This window comes from Microbacterium flavum, from assembly GCF_018717645.1.
GTDB lineage: Bacteria > Actinomycetota > Actinomycetes > Actinomycetales > Microbacteriaceae > Microbacterium > Microbacterium flavum.
Map to the genome: position 1 here is coordinate 47,891 of NZ_JAFLHG010000001.1, position 22,332 is coordinate 70,222.

Consider the following 22,332-nt stretch of genomic DNA (forward strand, 5'->3'; position numbering starts at 1 on the left):
CCCTCGATCCTACCGTCGCGGGCTCGGGTCACCGGCCGGTGCGCTCCGCGCGGCTGGCGCGCCCCGCGCGCACAGCGCGTACGGCCATCTGGGCCGCGATGAACACGAGGAAGAGCGCGAACAGGATGTTGGCGACGAGCGGGTCCAGGAGGGTCGCGATCCAGGCGCCGAGCGCCGTCGTCGTGCAGGCGGCGACCCCGATCAGCGCCGCCGCGGCGAGATCGACGTTGGACCGTCGGATGTTGCCGATCGTGCCGGAGACGGCGGTCGGGATCATCATGAGCAGCGAGGTGCCCTTGGCGATCAGGTCGCTCGTGCCGAAGAGCAGGATCAGCGCCGGGACGACGACGACCCCGCCGCCCACGCCGAGCAGTCCCGAGAGGATGCCGGTGACGAGGCCCACCGCCACCAGCCCCGCACCGGTGAGCCAGGTCACCTCGAGCTCGGAGTCGCGGGAGGGGATCACGATGAAGAGCATCACGACCACGATCGCGAGAAAGGCGATGAACCCCCAACGGATGACCGCGACGGGGAGCTTCTGCAGCAGCCAGGTGCCGATCTGGGCGCCGACCACCGCGCCGAGGGCGAGGATCACGCCGGGGATCCACGCGACGGAGTCGTGCACCGCGTAGGAGATCACACCGACGGCGGCGGTCGGGACGATCGCAGCGAGCGACGTGCCTGACGCGAACTTCTGCCCGAATGCGAGGAGCAGCACCAGCATCGGCACGATCACGGTGCCGCCGCCGACGCCGAACAGGCCCGACAGGAGTCCTGCCGCCAGGCCGATCCCGAGGCAGGAGAGCACGAATCGGAGGTCTCGCGGTCGGGCGTCCACGGGTGCATTCATCGGTGGTCGTCTTCTCCTTCGGCGTCCTGAGTCGCCCGCTCGAACTGCGATCGGTACAGCCGCCAGTATGCACCTTGGGCGGCGATGAGCTCGTCGTGGCTGCCCTTCTCCACGATGTCGCCGTGCTCCATCACGAGGATGAGGTCGGCGTCGCGGATCGTCGAGAGGCGGTGCGCGATCACGAACGACGTGCGCCCTTCGCGCAGCGCCGACATGGCGTGCTGGAGCAGGAGCTCCGTCCGCGTGTCGACCGAGCTGGTCGCCTCGTCGAGGATCAGCACGCTCGGGGATGCCACGAATGCGCGCGCGATCGTGATCAGCTGCTTCTCGCCCGCGGACACGTTCGCGGCGTCCTCGTCGAGCACGGTGTCATAGCCGTCGGGCAGGGTGTGCACGAATCGGTCGACACGCGTCGCGACGGCAGCCTCGACGATCTGCTCGTCGCCGGCGTCCTCGTTGCCGTAGCGGATGTTCTCGCGGATCGACCCGGCGAACAGCCACGGGTCCTGCAGCACCATGCCGGTGCGCGAGCGGACGTCGTCACGGGTGAGGGCGGCGATGTCCTGGCCATCCAGGAGGATGCGACCGCCGTCGAGCTCGTAGAACCGCATCAGGAGGTTGACGAGCGTCGTCTTGCCCGCGCCCGTCGGTCCGACGATCGCAACGGTCTGACCGGGCTCGACGCGGAAGGAGAGGTCACGGATGAGCGGCTTGTCGGGGGCGTAGCTGAACGCGACGTGCTCGAACTCGATCACCCCGGGCCCGTCGACGACGGCGGGACCGCCCTCGGCATCCGGCGTCTGCTCCTCCTCGTCCAGCAGCTGGAAGACACGCTCGGCGGAGGCGGTGCCGGACTGCACCACGGCGGCCATGCCGCCGAGCTCGGACAGCGGCTGCGTGAACTGCTGCGAGTACTGGATGAACGCCTGGACGTCGCCGAGGCGCAGCTGGCCCGACGCGACCATCAGGCCGCCGAGCACGGCGATGCCCACGTAGCTCAGCGAGCCGATGAACATCATGGCGGGCATCATGAGCCCGGAGAGGAACTGGGCCTTGAACGCGGCCTGGTAGAGCTCCTCGTTCTCGACCTGGAACTTCTCCCTCGAGTCCTGCTCGCGACCGTAGACGCGGACGAGGGCATGGCCGGAGAAGGACTCCTCGACGCGGGCATTGAGGCGACCGACCTTGCTCCACTGCGCGGTGAACGCCTTCTGCGACTTGGGGCCGATGACGCCGAAGACGACCGCCATGAGCGGCAGCGCGACGAGGGCGACGATCGCGAGCTGCCACGAGATGGAGAACATCATGACGAGGACGCCGACGACGGTGAGGATGTTCGTGACCGCGGTCGAGAGCGATTGCTGCATCGTCTGGGTGATGTTGTCGATGTCGTTCGTCACGCGGGAGATGAGCTCGCCGCGCTGCACGCGGTCGAAGTAGGCCAGCGGGAGACGGTTGATCTTCGCCTCGACCTGCTCGCGCAGGCGCCACATCGAGCGGACCATGATCACGTTGATGACGTACCCCTGGAGCCAGGTGAGCACCGCCGACACGACGTAGATCACCAGCACCGAGACGAGAACCCACTTCAAGCGCTCGAAGTCGACACCCGCTCCCACACGGAAGTCCTGCATCGCCGCGACGATGTTCGCGACGTCTCCCTGACCGGCCGCTCGCAGCGCCTCGACGACCTGGTCCTGCGACGTGCCGGCCGGGAACTGATCGCCGAGCGCAGCCGAGACCACGCCCTCGAAGATGACGTTCGTCGCCTCGCCGAGGATCTTCGGAGCGATGACGGCGAGGATGACGCCGATGGCGCCGAGGACGGAGACGAACGCGAACCACCACTTGTACGGGCCCAGGAGCCCGATCATGCGGAAGAAGCTCTCCCGGAAGTTCGCGGCCTTACCGGGGGCGACCGAGTCCCAGGAGCCCGACTCGAGACGGGCCTGCTCGGCGAGCTCGAGCTCGTACCGCTCCTCCTCGGAGAGGGCGGCGGTGTCCGGCGCGCTCATGCGTCCACCCCCAGCTGGGACTCGACGATCTCGCGGTAGGTCTCGTTGGTGGCGAGCAGCTCCTCGTGCGTCCCGGAGCCGACGATGCGACCGCCGTCCAGGACGAGGATGCGGTCGGCCTCGGTGATCGTGGAGATCCGCTGAGCGACGACGATCTTGGTGACCTCCGGCAACTCGCGCCACAGCGCCTGGCGGAGGCGCGCGTCCGTGGTGACGTCGAGGGCCGAGAAGGAGTCGTCGAAGACGAGGATGTCGGGCCGATGGGTGATGGCGCGGGCGATCGACAGACGCTGACGCTGCCCGCCCGACACATTCGTCCCGCCCTGAGCGATGCGCGATCCGAGCCCGTCGGGCATCTCAGCGACGAAGTCCGCCCCCTGGGCGATCCGCAGCGCGTCCCAGAGCTCCTCGTCCGTCGCATCCTCACGGCCGAAGCGCAGGTTGGATGCCACCGTGCCCGTGAACAGGAACGCCTTCTGCGGGACGAACCCGATGCCCGTCCACATGACATCGAGGTCGGCATCGCGGACGTCGACGCCGCCGACGCGCACCGTCCCCGCGGTCACGTCGAACAGGCGCGGGATCAGGGAGACGAGGGTCGTCTTGCCCGAGCCTGTCGATCCGACGATCGCGACGGTCTCCCCCGCCTCGGCGCGGAAGGAGATCCCCTCGAGGACCGGGGCCTCCGCACCCGGGTAGGTGAACGACACGTCGTCGAAGGCGACGACGCCGCGCTCGGGGAACGTCGTCACGGGGTCGGCGGGGCGCGCGAGCGCGTCCGTCGACTCGAGCACCTCGCCGATGCGGTCGGCGGAGACGGCGGCGCGCGGGATCATGATCGTCATGAACGTCGCCATCAGAACGCCCATGAGGATCTGACCGACGTACTGCATGAACGCGAAGAGCGTGCCGATCTGCACACCGCCGGCGTCCACCTGGATGCCACCGAACCAGATCACGCCGACGACGGTCACGTTGAGCACGAGCATCGCGAGCGGGAACATCAGGACGAAGAGCGACCCGACCTTGCGGCCCACGATCATGATGTCGGTGTTGGCGACGCGGAAGCGCGCCTCCTCGATCCGTTCGCGGACGAACGCCCGGACGACCCGCACCCCGGTCAGCTGCTCGCGCATGACGCGGTTCACGCCGTCGAGCTTGCCCTGGTACTGGCGGAACAGGGGCACCATCCGGCTGATGATCGCGCCGGCGACGACGAGGAGCACGGGCACGGCGACCGCGATGAGCCAGCTGAGGCCCACGTCCTGCTGCAGCGCCATGATGATGCCGCCGACGGCGAGGAGGGGCGCGGTGACGAGCATCGTGGCGCCCATCATCGCGAGCATCTGCACCTGCTGGACGTCATTGGTGTTGCGTGTGATGAGGGTCCCTGCGCCGAAGGAGGAGACCTCCCGCTCGGAGAATCCGCTCACCTTCTCGTAGACGTCCCGACGGATGTCGCGGCCGACGCTCATGGCCGCGCGGGCGGCGAAGTAGGTGGCGATGACGGAGGCGACGATCTGGCCGAGGGCGATCGCGAGCATGAACACGCCGCGCGACCAGATGTACGCGGTGTCGCCGGTCGCGACGCCGTGGTCGATGATGTCCGCATTCAGGCGCGGAAGATAGAGGGATGCCATCGCGGAGGCGAACTGGAAGACCAGCACCCCGATCAGCCACCAGGGGTAGGCCCGCAGATAGCGGACGAGGATCTTTCCGAGCATGGGCGTTCTCCGGAGAGTGTCGGATGGGAACGGTCAATGGTAGCGCCGTGCTCCGACATCGCCCGGCCGGGTCAGCGGCCTGAGACCAGCTCCAGCCCCGCACCCGCGAACTGGCGCAGCGTGGCATCCGGCAGGAAGGCGCGCGTGAGGGCGGCGGCGATCCGCGCGAGATCCGCCTCGTCGCGGTAGAGGAGGTACATCGTCTCGTACCGCGGGTTGAACTTCTCCTTGAAGCGGTGCAGGGACGCGAAGCCGTAGACGGGCTCGAGCGCGGTGCCGAGGCGATCGGCGAGCGCCGCGATCACCCCGGCGTCCTCCGGATAGTCGTGCGCGAGCGGGGCGCCGGAGAGCGAAAGGACACGAGCGCCCTCGTCGGAGAACTGCCGGGCGGAGGATCCGATGAGGAACTCCATCACCGACCCGAACCCGCCCTCGCGGCGCCGCATGAGATCGAGCGTCCAGCCGTCGATCCGACCGTCGGCGGCATACACCGGCAGCCACGAGAGGAACCCGTCGACGTCGCCGTCGGGCGAGATGGCCAGCGCCATGCGGACCTCGGGGTCTGCGGCCTCGGTGAGCGACCCGAGAGTGAAGCCCATCTCGGGCAGCCCCTTGTCTCCCACCCACATCTCCGAGATCGCGCGGACCTGGGCCTGAACGCCCCAGGTCTCGTCCTTGAGGTGCGTCATGCGGAACGTGACGCCTTCGCGCGCGGCCTTGTTGATCGCGGTGCGGACGTTGTTCCACCGCTTGCCCGTGAACTGCAGCCCCTCGAGATCGACGATCGAGTCGTCCGCGACGACGAGGCTCCGCCACCCCTCGGGGAGCGCGGCGCGCGCTGCGTCGCCCGCGCTGAAGAAGGCGGGGACGAGGCCGGCGTGCTGAGCGGCGTCGACGAACTCGATGACCGACTGCGCCCGACCCTCGGGGGGTCCGAGCGGGTCGGAGAGCGCCAGGGCGACCCCCGCATGACGCTGGTAGGCGACGACGCCCGTCGTCGTGCGCAGGTAGTCGTTGCCGTCCCACGTCGCCATCCAGGAGAGCGTGCCGCCCCCGCCCGCGCGCAGGAGCGCCTTCACGTCGTCGACGCTCGGCTGCGATCCGCCGAGAGGATGCCGCGGGCGCGCGCGGAAGGCGCCGCGGACGATGAGGAGGTAGGTGAGGTAGATGGCCCAGATGACGCCCGTGGCGAGCAGGAGGCCCACCGATCCGTCGTTCGCCACATCGTCGACCTCGCTCCAGCCCAGGACGGCGAGGAAGAGGAGGACGAGCAGTGCGACGAAGAGGTTGAGCGAGGCGACGACGATGCTCACGACCCACGCCCAGCGGCGGCCGCGGCGCAGCCCGTTGGCCACCAGCAGCATGGCCACGGCGCTGACGAGCGTCGTGATCCACGGAGCATCCGCCTCGTCGACGACCGTCGCGCCGAACGGGCCGTAGGTCGGGACGATCTGCGTGACGATCGTCAGCGCGCCGAGCATCAGGGTGCCGACGAACACGATGAGCCGTTGCTCGCGCACGGTCGAGCGCTGCGGGCGCAGCGAGCGGTCGATCGAGAGGACCAGCAGCACGGCGAGAAGGTGTTCGAGGTCGTCGATCGACCCCCAGAACATCATGTTCACGACGACGAAGGCGAGAATCACGAGCCAGCCGCGCAGGCGCCACGGCGAGGGCATCACGCTGATCGCGGCCGCGATGCAGGCGAAGAGTCCGCCGCTCGGGCCCACGTCCACCGACGCCGCCTCCTTCGCCGCCCACGCCCAATCGGGCGCGAGGCTCGTCGCGGCCCAGAGAAGGAACGCCGCCCCGAGGATGGCGAAGAACTGGCCGCCGAAGAAGTAGCTCAGGGCGATGCGCGTGCCGCGCTTCCACTCCAGGTAGGCCATGCCCCAGAAGCCCAGGATGATGATCGGGTAGGCCCACGGGGTGTCGAGGAGGAAGGTCCCGGTCAGGGGCGTCCACCACCGGCCGCGCTCGAACGAGGGCAGACCGTACGCGATGTGCTCGTACAGGGGGTGCCCCGCGACCGGCCGCCAGAGCGCTCCCGTGATGAGGCCGGCGCCCAGCAGCACGCCGATGAGCAGCCACGTCGCGGGAACGCGGGACAGGACCGCCCGGACGAAGCGGAGCGAGCGCGCGCTGCGCGTGTTCCGGACGGCGTGCTCTGCGCCGTCTGCGCCGTCCGCGGCATCGGCGGATCGGAGTGCCCCGGTGTCGTTCATGCTCGCTCCTCGTCGACGGGTATCTCCGACGATAGCGGCGCAGAGCACGGGGGCGCACGAACCCCTCGGCGCGATCGCGGTGCGGACCGCCGATCGACGCGTGAGACAATCCACGCGTGCAGTCAGGGGGGCCACAGCTCACACGGATCGGAATCGTCGACGATCATCCCGCCATCGTGATCGGGACCGCGGCGTTCCTGAACGCGCAGCGCGACCTCCGCGTCGTCGCCACCGGGTCGACGGTGCACCACCTCCTCCGCGACGCGCCCACCCTGGACGTCGTGCTCCTGGATCTCGTGCTGGCGGATGGATCGAGCCCCGCCACGAACCTCGCCTCGCTCGCGGGGACGAACGCCCGCGTCCTCGCCTACACCTCGGGGGACCGGCCCGCGCTGGTGCGGGATGCCGCCAGGGCCGGCGCCGCCGGGATGATCCGCAAGAGCGAGTCGCCCCGCGCCATCGTCGAGGCCGTGCGCGCGGTCCACCGCGGCGAGGTCTCGGCATCCGCCGACTGGGCACCGCGGCGGGTGGCGGTCAGCGAGGATCGCGACCCGGGCGCCGAACACCCCGGAGCTGATCGCCCCTAGGGCCGCCGCTTGGCTGGGCTGATGAACAGCGTCTCGGTCTTCTCGAGCTCCATTCCCTTGGTTTCGGGAATCTTGAACAGCACGTAGAAGAAGGAGAGCGCGGCGAACACGGCGTACATGCCGTAGGTGAGAGGGAGAGACCAGGCGGACATCGCAGGGAAGCTCACCGTGATGAGGAAGTTCGCGATCCACTGGGCGCCGGCTGCGACACCGAGCGCCTTGCCGCGGATGCGGCTCGGGAAGATCTCGCCCAGCAGCACCCAGACCAACGGGCCCCACGATGCTCCGAAGCCGATGACGAAGATGTTCGCCGCCACGAGCGCGATGGGGCCCCAGGGTGCGCCGAGCGTGACGGCGCCCTCGGCATCCGTGGTCGAGAACATGAACGAGATCGCCATGAGGCCGAGAGACAGCGCCATCATCACCGATCCGGTGAGGAGAATCGGCTTCCGACCGATGCGATCGACGAGGAGGATCGCGATGACAGTGACCATCACGTTCGTGATGCTCGTGACAACGCTGATGCTGAGTGACGCGCTCTCGGGGAATCCGACCGACTGCCACAGGGTCGTCGAGTAGTAGAAGATCACGTTGATGCCGACGAACTGCTGGAACATCGACAGGATGATGCCGACCCAGACGATGGCCTGCAGACCGAAGACAGGGCCACGCAGCGAGACTCCCTGGGTCTTCTTGTCCTCTTCGATCGCGTTCGTCAGCTCGTTCACTGTCTGGTCGAGGTCGGCGGGCGGCACGAGTCGCGAGAAGATCTCGCGCGCCTCGTCGGTGCGACCCTTGGCGATCAAGTACCTCGGCGACTCGGGAACGGTGAATGCCAGGACGCCGTAGACGGCAGCCGGGATCACGCCGATCAGGAACATCCAGCGCCACGCTTCCAACCCGAGCCACAGGGGGCTGGAGGCACTGCCGGCCGCCCACGCCAGAAGCGCGTCGCTGAGGAGGGCGGTGAAGATGCCGAGCGTTATCGCGAGCTGCTGCAGTGAAGCGAGTCCGCCGCGGATCTGCCGTGGAGCGATCTCGGCGATGTAGGCGGGTGCGACGACGGATGCGATCCCGATGCCGATGCCGCCGATCACGCGCCACAGAATGAGGTCCGGCACGCTGAAGGTCAGGGTCGAGCCGATCGAGCTGACGAAGAACATGACCGCGCCGAGGAACATGACCCGCAGGCGCCCCCACCGGTCTGACAGGTTGCCCGCGACGATCGCACCGACCGCGCAGCCGAGCAGTGCCACCGCAACAACGAAGCCCGTGACGATTTCGCTCAATTCGAAATGCCCGGCGATCGAGTCGACGGCGCCGTTGATAACCGACGAGTCGAAGCCGAAAAGGAAGCCGCCGACCGCAGCGGCGACCGACAATCCGGCCGCTCGGCGCCCGTACGGGCCTTTGAGAGTGAACGACCCGGTGGGGATCGAGGCGGGGACATCCGTCATGGCTGCAACACTACCCACGCTCAAGGCCCGACCACGAAGGTCATCACCTCGCGCGGCGATGTACGCACGCTGCGGGGTGCCCGCATCCACGAACACGACGAAGCCCCGGAGATCGTCGTGATTCCGGGGCTGTTTCTGTAGCGGGAGCGGGGCTTGAACCCGCGACCTCACGATTATGAGTGAGCACACCTGCACCCTGGCTGTGCCTACATGTTAAGGCCGATCGAACCCTCATCGGTACCGATCGCCACGGATGTCAAACCGGCCCACAGGCTCAATTCCGGACCAAAAGCGGACCACCGAGAGCCGGAGCTTAGCCGTGCCATACCCCGGCTCGAAGGTATTGCAGCGAACAGGAGGAGGACACCGGCCGAGAAATGGAGCAGGAGAGGCAGGGGAGCGCTGTTCAGCAAGCAGTTTGGGGAGTGCTCGGAGATCGCGAACCCTGGGAAGCCAGCCGGCATTACAATCGCAGCGACTCCACAGCCGGCGGCGAGGGTGCAGATGAGAATCAGCTTCGGCAACCGCCTGCTGCTGAGGCGATCCACTAGGTCGACAACCAGACCGGTTACGCCGAACGAGACCGCGAGGACCATCACCCAACCGAGGATGGTTGCCCGCCGAGGGCTGGATGCGGCGAGCTCAGCAGACAGGGCGCAGGCTTGCACTGCCGCGAAGGCACCTGCAACCCAACGACGGCGCCACAGACCCATGCCCACCACGGTGCGCTGCCTCGCTACTTCGGCGCGCCGCTATATCCCGTTGTGGACGCCGCCCCACCGCTGTTCGAAACCACGCTCTGTATGGCAGCAACCGCCGCGTCAGCAGCTCATCGGCAGGTATCGTGACCGTACTCTTTCACCGCGAGCTTCGAGCCAGGATCGTGCCCGCTACCAGTTCACGGCGCACGTTTGACGGCTTGCACTTTATCTCGTAGCCGTGCCGCCAGTCGGTCGATATCGGTATCGGTCATCGGTCTGATGTTCCAACCACCGGGCTGGTTGGTCGACACCGTCACCGACTCCCCTCCAACCACGTCGATATAGAGGTCCGAATACTCCCGCCCTCCGGAGACCTCCACTCGCTGCGCCCCAGCAATCTCAACGAGCGGCCACGAGAGCGTCGACAGAACATCACCACGGATCGTCGACAGCGTGAAGATCAGGTCGGAATCACTGATCGTCAACCACCCGCACCCTTCCGGAAAAGAGCGCTTCTCGCTAGAGGATTCGACCCGAGCGAACGTGCACAGCAGCTCACTCTCCCCAACGGCCGCTCGCCGCGCGACGCGATCAAGTAGGCCCCACCGGCGAAGACCGACTCTGAAGACAAGTGCCACGAGGATCGCACCCAGGAGGGGGTAGAACACGAGGTAGCCCACCTCCGCGCCGGCGACGAACGGCACGACGGCAACGAAGCAGGCGAATGCGATAGCCACCCCATAGTTCACGAGCCTGAGTCTGTTGTACCAGCGCAACCGGGGCGATAGCGCGTCGAAGCGGGCGGCGCCCTTCAAGGGAGGACCGGCCGTCCATCACTCGACGCGAACAACCAGGCCACACCAGTATGCAACCAGAATATCGCTCCCGAGAGTGCGGGGGCCGCGATACTGATTCCTGCCCCGACTATCGCACCGGGTAGCTGGGCTAAGCACATTTATCGAGCATGTGGTACACACAATCCGAGATTACGGCCACCACTCCGACCCACGTAGCTCCCATGCCGAACGCACCTGAGAGCGGTACTGTGACCACTGCAGTCGGCGGTGCCAACGCCGCGACGGCCAAGGAAACAATACTCAAGAAGCTCAGACCGAGCGACGCCCACTGAGAGATCGGCGCAACGAACTCGAATACCCTCGATGTGACGGGCCGAGATTTTTCCGGAGCCGCGCCAGCTCTGGTTGCACCCACGATCTCGTCAGCGCTCCTCGAAAATGAGTTCGCGTTATAACCACCCGCGTAATCATAGGCACCGAGGGGTCTCTTGCCACTCAAATCGTGGGTGTTGATGGGGTCCCCTGGCCAGACGTAGGCATTGGAGCCAGCCCCTTCGATGGGGTCGATTTGGAGGAATCGAGCGAGGGCGGGTACGTAGAGGCGTGCGCCCATCTCAATCACGAGCGTTGATCCGGCGGATTCCGCGGGCTTGAAGGCGCCTTGGTGCCACTGCGTGTTCCCTGCGATCTGGGCGGTGTCGTCGGTTGCGGCGGTGCCGATCGCGTAGGTGGTCGTGTTGACGGGTTGCCCGAAGGGGTCCCACAGCAGCAGTGCACCCGAGGAGTGTCGCAGCCGTCCTGCGGAGCACGTGATGCGTGAGACGGTCGGGCTCGATGCCGGTGGCCCGTAGGGCCTCGATCAACTCCGAATCGCTCCGGAGGTGTCGGAAGGCACGTCGGAGGTTGCGGGGCGCGATCCACGTTCCCGCGCGACTCTGGAGAGCGGGAGCGATGGGCAAGCGATCCGTGAGGCTCTCCCTCGTCGAGCGCGCCTCGGCGAGGGCGGCGAGAACGAACCGCGGTGCCTCGATGATCCGCGCCTGGTCTCGGGACTTGAGTTCCGACTGTCGGACGACTCGCCAGACCTCATCGTCCACGAGGGTGCCGCTTACGGACACTCGTCCGGCTTCGAAGTCGACGTCGGCGTTGCGTAGGCCTAGAACCTCCCCCAGCCGCAGTCCGAGTCCGATTTGGACCTCGAACGCCCATCTCAGGTTGCCTGCGGTCGGGCCGCTGTCCGGGCGTATCCGCACCTCTCGTCGAAGGATCGCCTCGCGGAGGATCGCGACCTGGTCGACGGTGAGGGAGATCGGCATCGGCTTGCGCTGCCTGACGCGCCGGAGACCGAGAATTGGATTGTGCGGGATGGCGCCGACCTCGGCCGCCAGTCCGAGTGCGCCCCTGAGCGCTACCCGCGCTTGGTTCTCAGCAGAGATCGATCGGACGTTTCGGATGACGCCGAGGACTTCGCGCAGTCTTCCGGGGTGTCCGCGGTGGCAGACAAGCGATGCAGCGCACCGCCGGCGTCTCTGGTCCGAGCCCGACCGCGGAATCGGTCGCCGGACGGAGCGATCTGCACGGAACCGATTTCACCCGGTCTGATCGGTGTTCGACCCGCCATCACGCGGCCTCGATCTCTTCGAGCCAGGCGTCGACGGCGCTCTGTCGGTACCGCACACGCTTACCCATGCGGGCGTACTTGGGACCGTAATCACGGTGTCGCCAGTCTTCGATCGTACGGACGGGGATCTGGAGGTACTCGGCGAGTTCCTCCGTAGTCAGGAGTCGCGTGGGCGATCCGGTCGTCTCGGTGCGGTTCAGTGGTTGAGTGCTCATGTCCACCACATGCACGGCGCCGAGCGGAATGTGATCGGGATCACTCCGTGGCACCCGCGCCAGCTGTTCGGAAGAGACCCTTGGAGCGTCGAAAAGCGGACCATTTCCGGACCACCGTGAACGATCGGTCGGTCTAGCAGACATGAAGAACCCCCGCATCTACCGCGTGTTTACGCGAGTACGGGGGCTTTTCTCTGTAGCGGGAGCGGGGCTTGAACCCGCGACCTCACGATTATGAGTCGTGCGCTCTCACCAACTGAGCTACCCCGCCGCAGAGCACACGCGGACATGTCCGGAATGCTCCGAGCCCCGAGTCAGGATTGAACTGACGACCCCTTCCTTACCATGGAAGTGCTCTGCCACTGAGCTATCGGGGCGTGCCGCCTGCGCGCAGGCAACTAGACGAGGATACCAGAGCAGCGGCATCCCGCCGAACCGTCAGCCGACGGTGTGGGTGCCCGTCGTGTGCTCGTAGAGCCACGGCATCGGGTCTGTGCGCGTGTTGCCGTTCAGGAGCACTTCGAGGTGCAGGTGAGGCCCCGTGGCCTTGCCGGTCTGGCCCACCTTGCCGATGACCTCGCCGGCCTTGACGATCTGACCCTGCGTGACCTGCAGCGAGCCGTACTGCATGTGGCCGTACCGGGTCGCGACGGGCTGGCCGTCGATGATGTGGTCGATCACGACGGTGACGCCGTAGTCGCCGCCGTCCTCGGTGGCGATGCGCACGGTGCCCGCCGCGACAGCGTGGATCTCCGCGCCGGCGCCCGGGGTGAGGTCGGTGCCGCTGTGGGCGGAGGAGAACTCCGCGAGGTAGGACGACGAGCCGTAGGCGGCCGAGATCGGCACGCCGACCGGGAAGGGCCACTGGATCGCGGCGGACGGGTTGTTCACCCAGGTGCCCTGACCCGCGCTGGCGAAGATCGTGACGCCGGAATCGGCGGCGAGGTCGGCCATCGATGCGACGCCGTAGCCTTCGGGCCGGTCGAGGGCGGCGGGCTGCGCGACATCGCCGGCGACGAAGGCCTGGATCTCGCCGCTGTCGCGCTTCGCGGTGGTGCTCGCCGCGGCGGTGATGTCGGATGTCGTGACCGACGTCGGCGTGATCGCCTCGGCGGGGGTCGTCGTGCCGACGGCGAGGAGACCCACGATCGACATGACGCCGATCGAGAAGGATGCTGCGGCGAGGCGCTGGAACAGGACGCCCCGGCGCGGTCGGCGACGAGCGACGTGCGGGGCCGTGGCCGCCGAGACCGGCGCGGGCGAGGAGGCGCCCTGCGCGGCCGGCCGCTGGATGGGGGTCTCCCCCGTGAAGGAGAAGAGCCTGGCAGCGAACGCGAACTCGTCGTCCGCGCACGCGGCATCCGGCCGGACGAACGACGCACCGGGGGCCGCCGGGGCCGCGGGGGTGCCGGGCACATCGGCGGCTCCGGCGACGACATCGATCGCGACGGTGTCCACCCGGGCGACGACCTCGGCGAAGACCTCGTGCGCGGCGGCGCGCAGGCGACGGCGGGCGGCCTCGTCGGGCGCGTCTCCGACCGACTCGGCCACGATCGCGGCAGCGACGTCGGCGACGACCGACTCGGCGAGCGACACCTGCTCGGGAACGGAGGCTTCCGATGCGGGGTCGCGTTCGGGCGCTGCGTCTGCGGCGGCGGCGCGACGCCGGTATTCGGCGCGCGTGAGCGGCGCGGCCGGCGCGGTCACGACGGGTCGACGGGCCGAGCGCCGCGTGGGGGGCACGGCGTCAGACGGGGAGGCGTCGAGGGTCAAATGGCAGGCTCTCGTCCGGCCGCGCGGGTGTCGCGCGACAAGGGTGGATCGGGTGGTGATCACTCTCGCCGTTCGGGCGGCGAAAGTAACGATCGGGTAAACACTACAGCCGGGCGGCTGAGAATGCGGTGAACGCTACCGGTATATCGCCGATGACAGCGTCTCGAAGAGCTCGGAGCTCGTCGCGATCGTCATCTCACGGCCCGGCCGGCCGCCCGGCGCTCCGCCGACGACCCCGCCCGCCTCGGTCACGAGCAGGGCTCCCGCCGCGTGGTCCCACGGGTGCAGTCCGCGCTCCACGTAGGCGTCCAGCCGCCCCGCGGCGACGTACGCCAGGTCGAGGGATGCCGCTCCCCCGCGCCGCAGATCGCGCGCGAGCGGCATGAAGCGCGCCACGCGGGCGAGGTCGTCGGCGTGCGTGGCCGGGTCGTATCCGAAGCCCGTGGCCACGAGTGCCCCGGCATCCGTCGGCGTGGAGACGGCGAGACGCTCCTCGCCGAGCCATGCGCCACCGCCGCGCGAGGCGCGGAACAGCTCGTCCACGACCGGCGTGAAGACGACACCGGCGAGGGCGGTCCACGCCTCCGGCGTCGGCTCGCCGATGACGGCGGCGATCGAGACGGCGTAGTGAGGGATGCCGTAGGCGTAGTTGACCGTGCCGTCGATCGGGTCGACGACCCACGTGATGCCGCTCGTCCCCGGCTGGGCATCGGACTCCTCGCCGACGAAGCCGTCGTCCGGCCGGCGAGCCGCGAGTCGGTCGCGGATGAGCTGCTCGACCTCGCGGTCGGCGTCGGTCACGATGTCGGCGAGGGCCGACTTCGTCGCCGCGATCCGGACGCCCTCGGCGCGGCGCCGACGCGCCAGATCGCCCGCCTCGCGGGAGATTTCGGCGGCGATCCCTTCCAGCTCTGCAACATCCACCGGCGATCAGCCCTGCGGGTTCTGCGGGTGCTGCTGGTGCTGCTGCGGAGCGGCGTGGTGCGGGGGCACAGGCGGCGGGGGCGGGTAGCCCTGGTACCAGGCGGCGGCCTCCGGGTCGCCGGAGGGCTCGGTCGGAGTCTGCGAGGACGGGGCCGGCGCCGCCGGGTATCCCATCGTCGGATACCCCGTGTAGTACGCGTTCCAATCGGGAGTGCCGTCGGGCAGGACGGGAAGCGGCGTGACCCCGTCCGCGAAGGTCGGCCAGGGAAGGGGCGCCGCCTGGGGGGCGAGAGGAAGGGCGGTCGGCTGCTGGCCGGAGGGCTGCTGGCCGTAAGGCTGCTGGCCGTAAGGCTGCTGGCCGTAAGGCTGCTGGCCGTAAGGCTGCTGGCCGTAAGGCTGCTGGCCGTAAGGCTGCTGGCCGGAGGGCTGCTGGCCGTAAGGCGCGAGCGCGTGGGCACGCGGCCTCTTCGGTGCCATCAACGCGTTCACCAGAGGCACGAGCGCCGTCCCGACGGCGGCCAGGATGGCGAGGGCGACGACGACGCGCCAGTAGAGCGGACGGTAGTCCACGACCTCCTGGGTCACGAGGGGCAGGACGAGCATCACGGCGAGGATGCCGACGAGACCGATGGTCACGTAGGTCACGACGGTCGTGAAGGTCGTCTGGTGGCGCGCGGATGCGATGACGAACAATCGCACGTGCAACAGGGCGCCCTGGATGATCAGCACGATCAGCACGAAGCGGAAGAACCGTTCGGCGCCGATGCCGAACGAGCTGCTCAGTGGCATCCAGATGAGGAACGCGCCGATCAGAAGGATGATCACCCACGAGACCATGCTGGTCAGCGCGAGCCAGGCAGGCCGATGGGAGGCGAGGTGCGACTCAGCGATGGCGACCGCGGCGAACGCCGCGAGCAGCACGATCGTCAGGAAGGCCTTGCCGATGATGCCGTTGTCGTCGCCGATCAGCACCCAGACGACGCACACCAGTGCGGCCGCGATGAGGGCGCCGATGGCCACCCAGAGGGACGCCCGCAGGATCTTGCTCGACTGGGGTGAGGTGATCGGGTGTGACATATCGGTCCCTTCGCCGCGTGACATCTCCCCCATCCTGACAGAGACATGCGCGCGGCGGTCGGGAACGAGGCGGCGGAACGAGGCGGCGGGGCGAGGCGGCCGCGCTGGGTTCAGAACGGAGGGGGCTCGGAAGCCGCAGGCGCGGCGACGAACGCGACAGGTGGCGCGGGCGCGTCTTCGCGATAGACGCGACCCGTCGGAGAGGTCCACTCGAGGATGCCGCCGGATGACTGCCGCACGCGCCAGCGGGTGAACTGCTTCATCGAGTGATGGCGTTGACACAGATGGGCGAGGTTCCACAGCGCCGTCGGGCCGCCCCGCGCCGCATCGACGGTGTGGTCGATCTCGCACCGGATCGCTGCCCTCCGGCATCCGGGGAACCGGCAATGCTGATCACGCGCCCGAAGGAACCGTCGCTGCGGCAGTCCTGGACGGTAGCGGTCGACGGCGATGACGGCGCCGTCGACGGGATCGGTGAGCACCCGCGCCCAGCTCGGCGCGTTCGCCGCGAGGCAGCGCGCCGTCTCCGCGTCGATCGGAGTGCGCCCGATGAGATCGACCGGTCCATCATCAGCTCCGAGGAGCGTCAACGCGGGCACGATCACCTGGACCTGCGCGCGGATCGCCCCGAGCGATCCGGCCCCATCGCCGGTGGCGAGGTCGAGCGCGGGCGCGGCCGTCAAGAGCAGGTCGGTGAAGACGTCCGCGCGCACCTGATCCATTCGCCGGTCATCGCCGTCCTGAGCGTCTCGCGCGTCGATGATCGTCGTCGCCTGCTGCGTCAGCCGATCCATGATTCCGTCGGCGATCACGGTCGGTACGGTGGCGATCAGGTCGGACATCCCGGCCTGCCCAGGGATGACGCGGACCTTGCGGCATCCGTTCGCCTCGCGGTGACGCTCGGTGAAGGAGCGCTCCGACGTGCGCTCGGCGAGGATCTCGACCGCTGCCCGGACTCGGTTCGGAGTGTCGGCCTCGCACATCCGGATCGCGTCGACCTCGAAGGCGGGACGTCGCTCGGCGGGGACGACGCCACCGGCGTCGACGATCACGCGAACATGACCGCGAGTGATCCGCCCGGCCTCCCAGGCGGACAGGGTGGCGGGATAGCACTCGACGAGTTCGCGCGCGTCGCCGATGCGCTGTTGCACGGTGCGATCGGTCACGCGCAGGACGCCGCCGAATTCCGCGGCGATGGAGCGCAAGGCCATATCGTGCATGCGCACCGATGAACGCTCCCCCGCGGCCTGATGCTCGGCGAGCCGGCCTGCCGCGGCGAGAACCCGCACCTCCGCGACCTGGGCCGCGGTCACGTGCGCGGCGACGGTCACGGCCTCGGCGACGAGACCCGACAGCGCGTCGATGTAGGCATCGACCCCGCCGGCGTCGGGATCCGCTGCCCCCGTGAACTCCGTCATGCCCTCATTCTGACAGGGGGTTCGGACATCCGTTCGAAGAACAGAAGCGCCCCTCCGGAGTGATCCGGGAGGGGCGCTTTCGCGGTCTGATCAGAGAATGACCGGGGTGGCGAGTGAGGGATTCGAACCCCCGAAGTCGAAGACGGCTGATTTACAGTCAGATCCCTTTGGCCGCTTGGGTAACTCGCCAGGTGCGCACCCGACCGGCTTGTTCAGTCGAGCGGAGGCGCGATCACCTATCTTAGCGGCAGCCGGGCCGGACGAAAAACCGGTGCCTCATTCGGCGACGACGACCCGCTCGACGAAGGCCTCGACGCGTCGCCGCGTGCCGTCGATGCGCCGGTCGACGCTCGCGCGCAGCTCGCTCGGAGCGAGCGGAGCGGCCAGGCGCACGTTCTCGTGGCATCCGAGGTCCGCGCACACGTACGTCCCCACGCTGTCGCCGCGGTCTCCGAGCGATCCGGCCCGGCGTGCGGTGAACAGGGCCACCTGGTTGCCCGGCTGCATCGTGTGGCAGAGATTGCACATCGCCGCATGCGAGCGGACGCCGGATGCCGCGCGCAGCACGATCCCGACGGGCACGCCGCCGCGCTCGACCACCACGTAACCGCGGTCTCGCGCATCCGGGTCGGGCCACGCGAAGAAGTCGAGATGATCCCAATCGGCGAGCACGAACGACATCGGCACGGACAGCCGATCGCGTTCCTCGGGCGACGCATTGACGAGCGCCGCGCGGACCTGGTCTTCGGTCAGCGCCTGCATCCGCCCAGTCTAGGAGCGACGGTCGCCGTCGGGGCCGCCGCCTACGATCGAGGCATGTCGCCCTTCCCGCTCCCTACCGAGCGACTCATGCTCGACCAGCCCACGGATGCCGACGTCGACACCATCGCCGGGTTCTGCACCGACCCCGTGTTCGAGCGGTTCATGGTCACGCCCTGGCCCTACGAACGCGAGCACGCCGTCGGCTTCGTCGACGAGTACGTGCCCGCCGGATGGGCGCAGGACACGGAATGGACCTGGGCGATCCGTGCGCACGACTCGGCACCGCTCCTCGGCGTCCTCAGCGTGCGGAAGGCAGGCGGGATGGTCGGCTACTGGCTCGGCGCGCCGCACCGTGGCCACGGCATCCTGCCGGAGGCCCTCGGCGCGGTCATCGACGCCGTCTTCGCGCGGACCGAGCTCGACCGGGTGCGCTGGGAGTGCACGGTCGGCAACCTCGCCTCGATGCGCGTCGCGCAGAAGTGCGGCTTTCGCTTCACGGGCGAGCACACCGGCCGGATCCCCGCCCGCGACGGCAGCCCGATCCTGGCGTGGAACGGCGAGCTGCTGCGCACCGACGACCGCACGCCGAAGCCCGGCTGGCCGGACGGGGTCGAAGCCTAATCCGAGGCCGTGGCCTCGTCCCACGAGATGATCGACGCCTCATCGAGGACGACCGGGCCTTGCGTGAGCACGTGCGGGGTCAGATTGAACCACGCACCTCGCCGACCGCGAGCGGCGAGAGCGACCAGCCACTCTCGGTTGGCGCTCGGCGTCTGCCGCAGCGTGCGAAAGCTCGAACGGTCGAGGTGTCGGACCTCGTCCAGCGGGATCGGATCGCCGACTCTGCTCGAGACTCGATCGAAGACGACGGCGTCATCCGGCACGCTCTCGATCGGGATCTCCCAGAAGGAGACCGGCGGAAGAGTCTCGCCGGTGACCTCCCGCCACGCGCTCCAGATCGCATGCGGATGAATCGGCGACAGGAACACGACCTCGGTCCATCCTCGCTCGATGAGCGGGATCCGGGTCGTGGCCAGTCGTCGTCGCTCCGCGCTCACGTCGTACTTCGCGAGCGCGCGACGGGCCGCCGCTGCGTCCACGTCCCGGAGCGCGGACGCGGACAGGAGCGAGTCGGTGCCGGGCACCAGGTCGACGACGGCGTGATAGACGAACCGCTCGGGCACCGCATCACTCGGAGAGTCCGGACCGCTGGCGCCTGTATCCACGTGAACATTCTCACCCGCCGCCCCACGGGGCGCTGGTTCCACCTCGTCGAGGTGCCCGCGACGGTTTCGCCCGCGTCAGCCGGTTAGAGCCGAGGCCGGAGCCGGAAAACGAGGATGCCGAGGTATTTGTTCATCCACTCCTGCTTGTGCGGGAACCGGAGCGCATCTTCCTCCGACAGTCGCGGCTCGGCGGCGTGCTCGACCCACAGGCCCGCGGCACTGAACTGGTTCAACAGATCGGCGATGGTGAAGACGTCGTGGGTCAGCGTGACCTCGCTGTTCCATCCGCTGGAGTAGCTGTACGCGCCGCCCGCGTAGTACTCCTCACCCAAAGACGTGCCGTCGCGTTCCGACCGTTCCACGGCGTAGCGGATGGGATGCGTCCTCGTGAGGAGGATGAACCCGTCGTCAGCGAGAAGATCACGCGCCGCCTGCAGAGTGCGGATCGGGTCCGACGCGTACCCGAAGGACTGGAGGAACAGGATGCGGTCGAACGTCCGATGAGTCAGCGTCGGAATCGAGCCGAGGTCGGACAGGTCGCCCTGCACCAGGTCGAGGCGCTCAGGCGGCGAAGGGATGAAGTCGGCGCTGAGGTCGACACCGACGGAGGGCGCGGCGCCCTCCTCCACCAGCTGGGCGACCTTCGATCCGTTCCCGCACCCGAGGTCGAGGATCGACTTCCCCTCCACCTTGCCGAGCGCCTCGCGTTGCGCGGGCCATTCGACGAGTCGGTCGAGGGAATCCTCCCGGGCACGCGCACGCTCATAGTCGGACGAGAGCTTCGCCCAGGGCGCCGCGGAGGCGGGGCCGGCGTCGGATGTCGCATCGGAAGTCACGCCGCATCCTTCCGTTCGGGAGACGCAGTGGGCGGGAGGCTCGGAGAGCCGCTCCGGCTCCTACACTGGCATCATGGCTGACTCTTCGTTCGACATCGTCTCCAAGATCGACCGCCAGGAGGCGGAGAACGCGCTGAACCAGGCGCGCAAGGAGGTTGAGCAGCGCTACGACTTCAAAGGCACGGATGCCTCGATCGGCTGGTCGGGCGAAGCCGTCCTCATCAAGGCGAACAGCGAGGAGCGCGCGAAGGCGGTGCTCGACGTCTTCCAGTCGAAGCTCATCAAGCGCGGCATCTCGCTGAAGTCGCTCGACACGGGCGAGCCGCAGGCATCCGGCAAGGAGTACCGGATCACCTCGACCCTCAAGGAGGGGATCTCCTCGGAGGACGCGAAGAAGATCTCCAAGCTGATCCGCGACGAGGGGCCCAAGACGGTCAAGTCGCAGATCCAGGGCGACGAGCTGCGCGTGACCTCCAAGTCTCGCGACGACCTGCAGGAACTCCAGCGGATGCTGAAGGCCGCCGACCTCGATGTGGATCTGCAGTTCGTCAACTACCGCTGAAAGCCGCGTACAGCTCCCCGACGGGGACCGGGACGGACACGACGTTCCCGGCCGGAGCGAGCGGGCACGCCCACGCGACGTCGTACGCGCACGACGGGTTGTAGGCGAAGTTCAGGTCGACCACGATCGTCCCCTGGCGCGCGCTCGACCCGAGGTCAGCGCCCTTGACGGTGTCGATAACGTAGCGCCCCCCGCCGTAGGTGCCGCCCGGACGCCCCGCGAGGGCGTCGCGCAGCGGGATGAAGATCCCTCCGCCGTAGCTCGTCAGCCGCCAGACATCCAGTGACCCCACACCCGGCAACTCGACGCGGGCGATGCGCTCGAAGGGGACGACGCCGTCGGTGCCGCTCGGGAACGCGAACGTCTCGGGGAGGGCCGGAAGCAGCGGCACCTCGAATCGCCAATCAGGGTCGTAGGGCGCGACCGGGAGACCCGCGAAAGCGGCGCGGTCCGCCTCCAGAAGCGGGCTGGCGGGATGGGTCGCCATCATCTCGTCGCGACCGGATCGCCACCGCTCGTGAGCGAGACGCGGGTCGGAGCGCTCCCGCACGACCCCGTACAGATCGAACGTCCGGCGTCGCCAGTCCACGACCTCCGCGGCGATGCGCGCCCGCTCCGCGACAGGACCGGTCATCGGGTCACCCGCGCCCCACGACCCGGGATGAGCACGGGTGTGCGCTCCTTGTACGCGAGGTAGGCGGAATCCTGCCCCCAGCGCGCGTCGGCGCGCTTCTCCAGGAGCGGGATCCCGCTCACCCGCGTGAGCAGGAGCACGACGAAGACCGGCGAGAGGATGGTCGCCCACTGCCAGCCGATCGCCGCGGGCAGCGCGACGACGGCGACACCGATCCACACGAGGATCTCGCCGAGATAGTTCGGATGCCGCGACCACGCCCACACCCCGCTCTGGATGAACCGGCCCTTGTGCGCAGGGTCGCGCCGGAAGGCGGTCTTCTGCGCGTCGGCGACGACTTCGAGGACGAGTCCTCCGAGCCAGATGACGGCGCCGGCGATCATCCACCCGTCGATACCCGTGGCGCCGGCCGCGGGTACTGCGGTGATCCCGACCCACGCCGCGGATGCGGTCACCGCGACCCACAGCCCTTGCATGATCCAGACACGCAGGAAGGCGAGGGGCTGCACCTTGATGTCGTCGAAGCGCCCGTCCGACCCGCTCGCGCGCACGCGGAGGAACAGGAACACCGACAGCCGCACGCCCCAGACCACGACCATGACCGCGAGCAGCCATGCGCGGGGGTTCGCCGGCACCACGGCGGCGAGGAGGGCGGCGGTCACCAGCGCGAACGTGAGCCCGCCCGTGAGGTCGAAGAACTTCTCGGTCCGCAGCAGAGCGGCGGGGATGTAGGCGACGACCTGAATGAGGAATGCGGCGGCGACGGCGAGGCCGAACAGCGGAATGCCGCCGAGCGTCTGCCCCGCGGAGCTGCCCGCGGCAGCGATTCCCGCGCCGATGGCGAGAGCGAGGCCGATCGTGATGAGGGTGGCGGTGGGACGTTGAGACATGACGGAGCTCCGGGCTTCGATCGCAGGGGGAGGAGAGGGCG

Annotated in this window: 21 protein-coding genes and 3 tRNA genes; 3 read left to right on the forward strand and 21 right to left on the reverse strand. The window is 68.6% G+C overall.

The features are described 5' to 3' along the window. Window positions 1-28 precede the first annotated feature (28 nt). From J0P97_RS00240 to J0P97_RS00255, 4 genes are all read right to left on the reverse strand, one after another. Window positions 29-850 carry a sulfite exporter TauE/SafE family protein gene (locus J0P97_RS00240; protein WP_215485767.1) on the reverse strand — a complete coding sequence of 274 codons (822 nt, stop codon included), beginning with the start codon at window positions 848-850 and terminating at the stop codon, window positions 29-31. Continuing rightward, entirely contained in the window at window positions 847-2,865 is a 2,019-nt protein-coding gene (locus J0P97_RS00245) for an ABC transporter ATP-binding protein (RefSeq protein WP_215485768.1), read from the reverse strand. The genes J0P97_RS00240 and J0P97_RS00245 overlap by 4 nt, the downstream gene beginning before the upstream one ends. Beyond that, complete coding sequence (locus tag J0P97_RS00250; protein WP_215485769.1) at window positions 2,862-4,589, reverse strand: ABC transporter ATP-binding protein; 1,728 nt, start codon at window positions 4,587-4,589, stop codon at window positions 2,862-2,864. Before J0P97_RS00250 ends, J0P97_RS00245 begins: the two co-directional genes overlap by 4 nt. A 71-nt stretch (window positions 4,590-4,660) precedes the next feature. Next, complete coding sequence (locus J0P97_RS00255; RefSeq protein ID WP_215485770.1) at window positions 4,661-6,811, reverse strand: bifunctional lysylphosphatidylglycerol flippase/synthetase MprF; 2,151 nt, start codon at window positions 6,809-6,811, stop codon at window positions 4,661-4,663. Between the two features lie 116 nt (window positions 6,812-6,927). Here J0P97_RS00255 and J0P97_RS00260 point away from each other — a divergent pair, with 116 nt between their 5' ends. Then, window positions 6,928-7,398, forward strand: a complete 471-nt coding sequence (locus J0P97_RS00260; RefSeq protein ID WP_215485771.1) for a response regulator — start codon at window positions 6,928-6,930, stop codon at window positions 7,396-7,398. Here the strand turns inward: J0P97_RS00260 and J0P97_RS00265 are convergent. From J0P97_RS00265 to J0P97_RS00325, 13 genes are all read right to left on the reverse strand, one after another. Then, window positions 7,395-8,855, reverse strand: a complete 1,461-nt coding sequence (locus J0P97_RS00265) for a sugar porter family MFS transporter (RefSeq protein WP_215485772.1) — start codon at window positions 8,853-8,855, stop codon at window positions 7,395-7,397. The genes J0P97_RS00260 and J0P97_RS00265 overlap by 4 nt on opposite strands. Window positions 8,856-9,753: 898 nt before the next feature. Next, on the reverse strand, window positions 9,754-10,305 hold the full coding sequence (locus J0P97_RS00270; protein WP_215485773.1) for a hypothetical protein: 552 nt from the start codon (window positions 10,303-10,305) through the stop codon (window positions 9,754-9,756). Window positions 10,306-10,501: 196 nt separating this feature from the next. Further along, on the reverse strand, window positions 10,502-11,074 hold the full coding sequence (locus J0P97_RS15975; RefSeq protein WP_372449666.1) for an RHS repeat-associated core domain-containing protein: 573 nt from the start codon (window positions 11,072-11,074) through the stop codon (window positions 10,502-10,504). Further along, window positions 10,968-11,669 (reverse strand): tyrosine-type recombinase/integrase, encoded by a 702-nt coding sequence (locus J0P97_RS15980; RefSeq protein ID WP_215485775.1) that lies wholly within the window; start codon window positions 11,667-11,669, stop codon window positions 10,968-10,970. Before J0P97_RS15980 ends, J0P97_RS15975 begins: the two co-directional genes overlap by 107 nt. 304 nt (window positions 11,670-11,973) lie before the next feature. Beyond that, the gene (locus J0P97_RS00285) at window positions 11,974-12,189 is read right to left on the reverse strand and encodes a helix-turn-helix transcriptional regulator (RefSeq protein WP_215485776.1); all 216 of its coding nucleotides are present in this window, start codon (window positions 12,187-12,189) and stop codon (window positions 11,974-11,976) included. A 197-nt stretch (window positions 12,190-12,386) separates the two neighbouring features. Beyond that, window positions 12,387-12,460, reverse strand: a tRNA-Met gene (locus tag J0P97_RS00290). Window positions 12,461-12,494: 34 nt separating this feature from the next. Further along, window positions 12,495-12,566 (reverse strand) — tRNA-Thr (locus J0P97_RS00295). Window positions 12,567-12,627: 61 nt separating this feature from the next. Continuing rightward, entirely contained in the window at window positions 12,628-13,932 is a 1,305-nt protein-coding gene (locus J0P97_RS15845) for a M23 family metallopeptidase (protein ID WP_308163292.1), read from the reverse strand. 165 nt (window positions 13,933-14,097) lie between these two features. Beyond that, complete coding sequence (locus tag J0P97_RS00305; RefSeq protein WP_215485778.1) at window positions 14,098-14,886, reverse strand: inositol monophosphatase family protein; 789 nt, start codon at window positions 14,884-14,886, stop codon at window positions 14,098-14,100. 6 nt (window positions 14,887-14,892) lie between these two features. Further along, a complete protein-coding gene (locus J0P97_RS00310) occupies window positions 14,893-15,963 on the reverse strand; it encodes an MFS transporter (RefSeq protein WP_215485779.1) in 1,071 nt (356 codons plus the stop codon). Window positions 15,964-16,073: 110 nt separating this feature from the next. Then, the gene (locus J0P97_RS00315; protein ID WP_215485780.1) at window positions 16,074-17,381 is read right to left on the reverse strand and encodes an HNH endonuclease signature motif containing protein; all 1,308 of its coding nucleotides are present in this window, start codon (window positions 17,379-17,381) and stop codon (window positions 16,074-16,076) included. Window positions 17,382-17,488: 107 nt separating this feature from the next. Then, window positions 17,489-17,570: transfer RNA gene (locus J0P97_RS00320), tRNA-Tyr, on the reverse strand. Between the two features lie 87 nt (window positions 17,571-17,657). Then, entirely contained in the window at window positions 17,658-18,143 is a 486-nt protein-coding gene (locus J0P97_RS00325) for an FBP domain-containing protein (protein WP_215485781.1), read from the reverse strand. Between the two features lie 54 nt (window positions 18,144-18,197). Here J0P97_RS00325 and J0P97_RS00330 point away from each other — a divergent pair, with 54 nt between their 5' ends. Next, a complete protein-coding gene (locus tag J0P97_RS00330; protein ID WP_215485782.1) occupies window positions 18,198-18,764 on the forward strand; it encodes a GNAT family N-acetyltransferase in 567 nt (188 codons plus the stop codon). Here the strand turns inward: J0P97_RS00330 and J0P97_RS00335 are convergent. Both J0P97_RS00335 and J0P97_RS00340 read right to left on the reverse strand, forming a co-directional pair. Further along, window positions 18,761-19,369 carry a hypothetical protein gene (locus J0P97_RS00335; protein ID WP_282837394.1) on the reverse strand — a complete coding sequence of 203 codons (609 nt, stop codon included), beginning with the start codon at window positions 19,367-19,369 and terminating at the stop codon, window positions 18,761-18,763. The genes J0P97_RS00330 and J0P97_RS00335 overlap by 4 nt on opposite strands. 83 nt (window positions 19,370-19,452) lie before the next feature. Further along, window positions 19,453-20,205 carry a class I SAM-dependent methyltransferase gene (locus J0P97_RS00340; protein WP_215485783.1) on the reverse strand — a complete coding sequence of 251 codons (753 nt, stop codon included), beginning with the start codon at window positions 20,203-20,205 and terminating at the stop codon, window positions 19,453-19,455. A 73-nt stretch (window positions 20,206-20,278) separates the two neighbouring features. Here J0P97_RS00340 and J0P97_RS00345 point away from each other — a divergent pair, with 73 nt between their 5' ends. Next, on the forward strand, window positions 20,279-20,767 hold the full coding sequence (locus tag J0P97_RS00345) for a YajQ family cyclic di-GMP-binding protein (protein WP_215485784.1): 489 nt from the start codon (window positions 20,279-20,281) through the stop codon (window positions 20,765-20,767). Here J0P97_RS00345 and J0P97_RS00350 read toward each other — a convergent pair. Together J0P97_RS00350 and J0P97_RS00355 are read right to left on the reverse strand one after the other, a co-directional pair. Beyond that, window positions 20,754-21,401 carry a DUF1684 domain-containing protein gene (locus J0P97_RS00350; protein ID WP_215485785.1) on the reverse strand — a complete coding sequence of 216 codons (648 nt, stop codon included), beginning with the start codon at window positions 21,399-21,401 and terminating at the stop codon, window positions 20,754-20,756. The two genes, J0P97_RS00345 and J0P97_RS00350, sit on opposite strands and share 14 nt — an antisense overlap. Beyond that, window positions 21,398-22,291 carry a DUF1295 domain-containing protein gene (locus J0P97_RS00355; protein WP_215485786.1) on the reverse strand — a complete coding sequence of 298 codons (894 nt, stop codon included), beginning with the start codon at window positions 22,289-22,291 and terminating at the stop codon, window positions 21,398-21,400. The genes J0P97_RS00350 and J0P97_RS00355 overlap by 4 nt, the downstream gene beginning before the upstream one ends. Window positions 22,292-22,332: the final 41 nt, after the last annotated feature.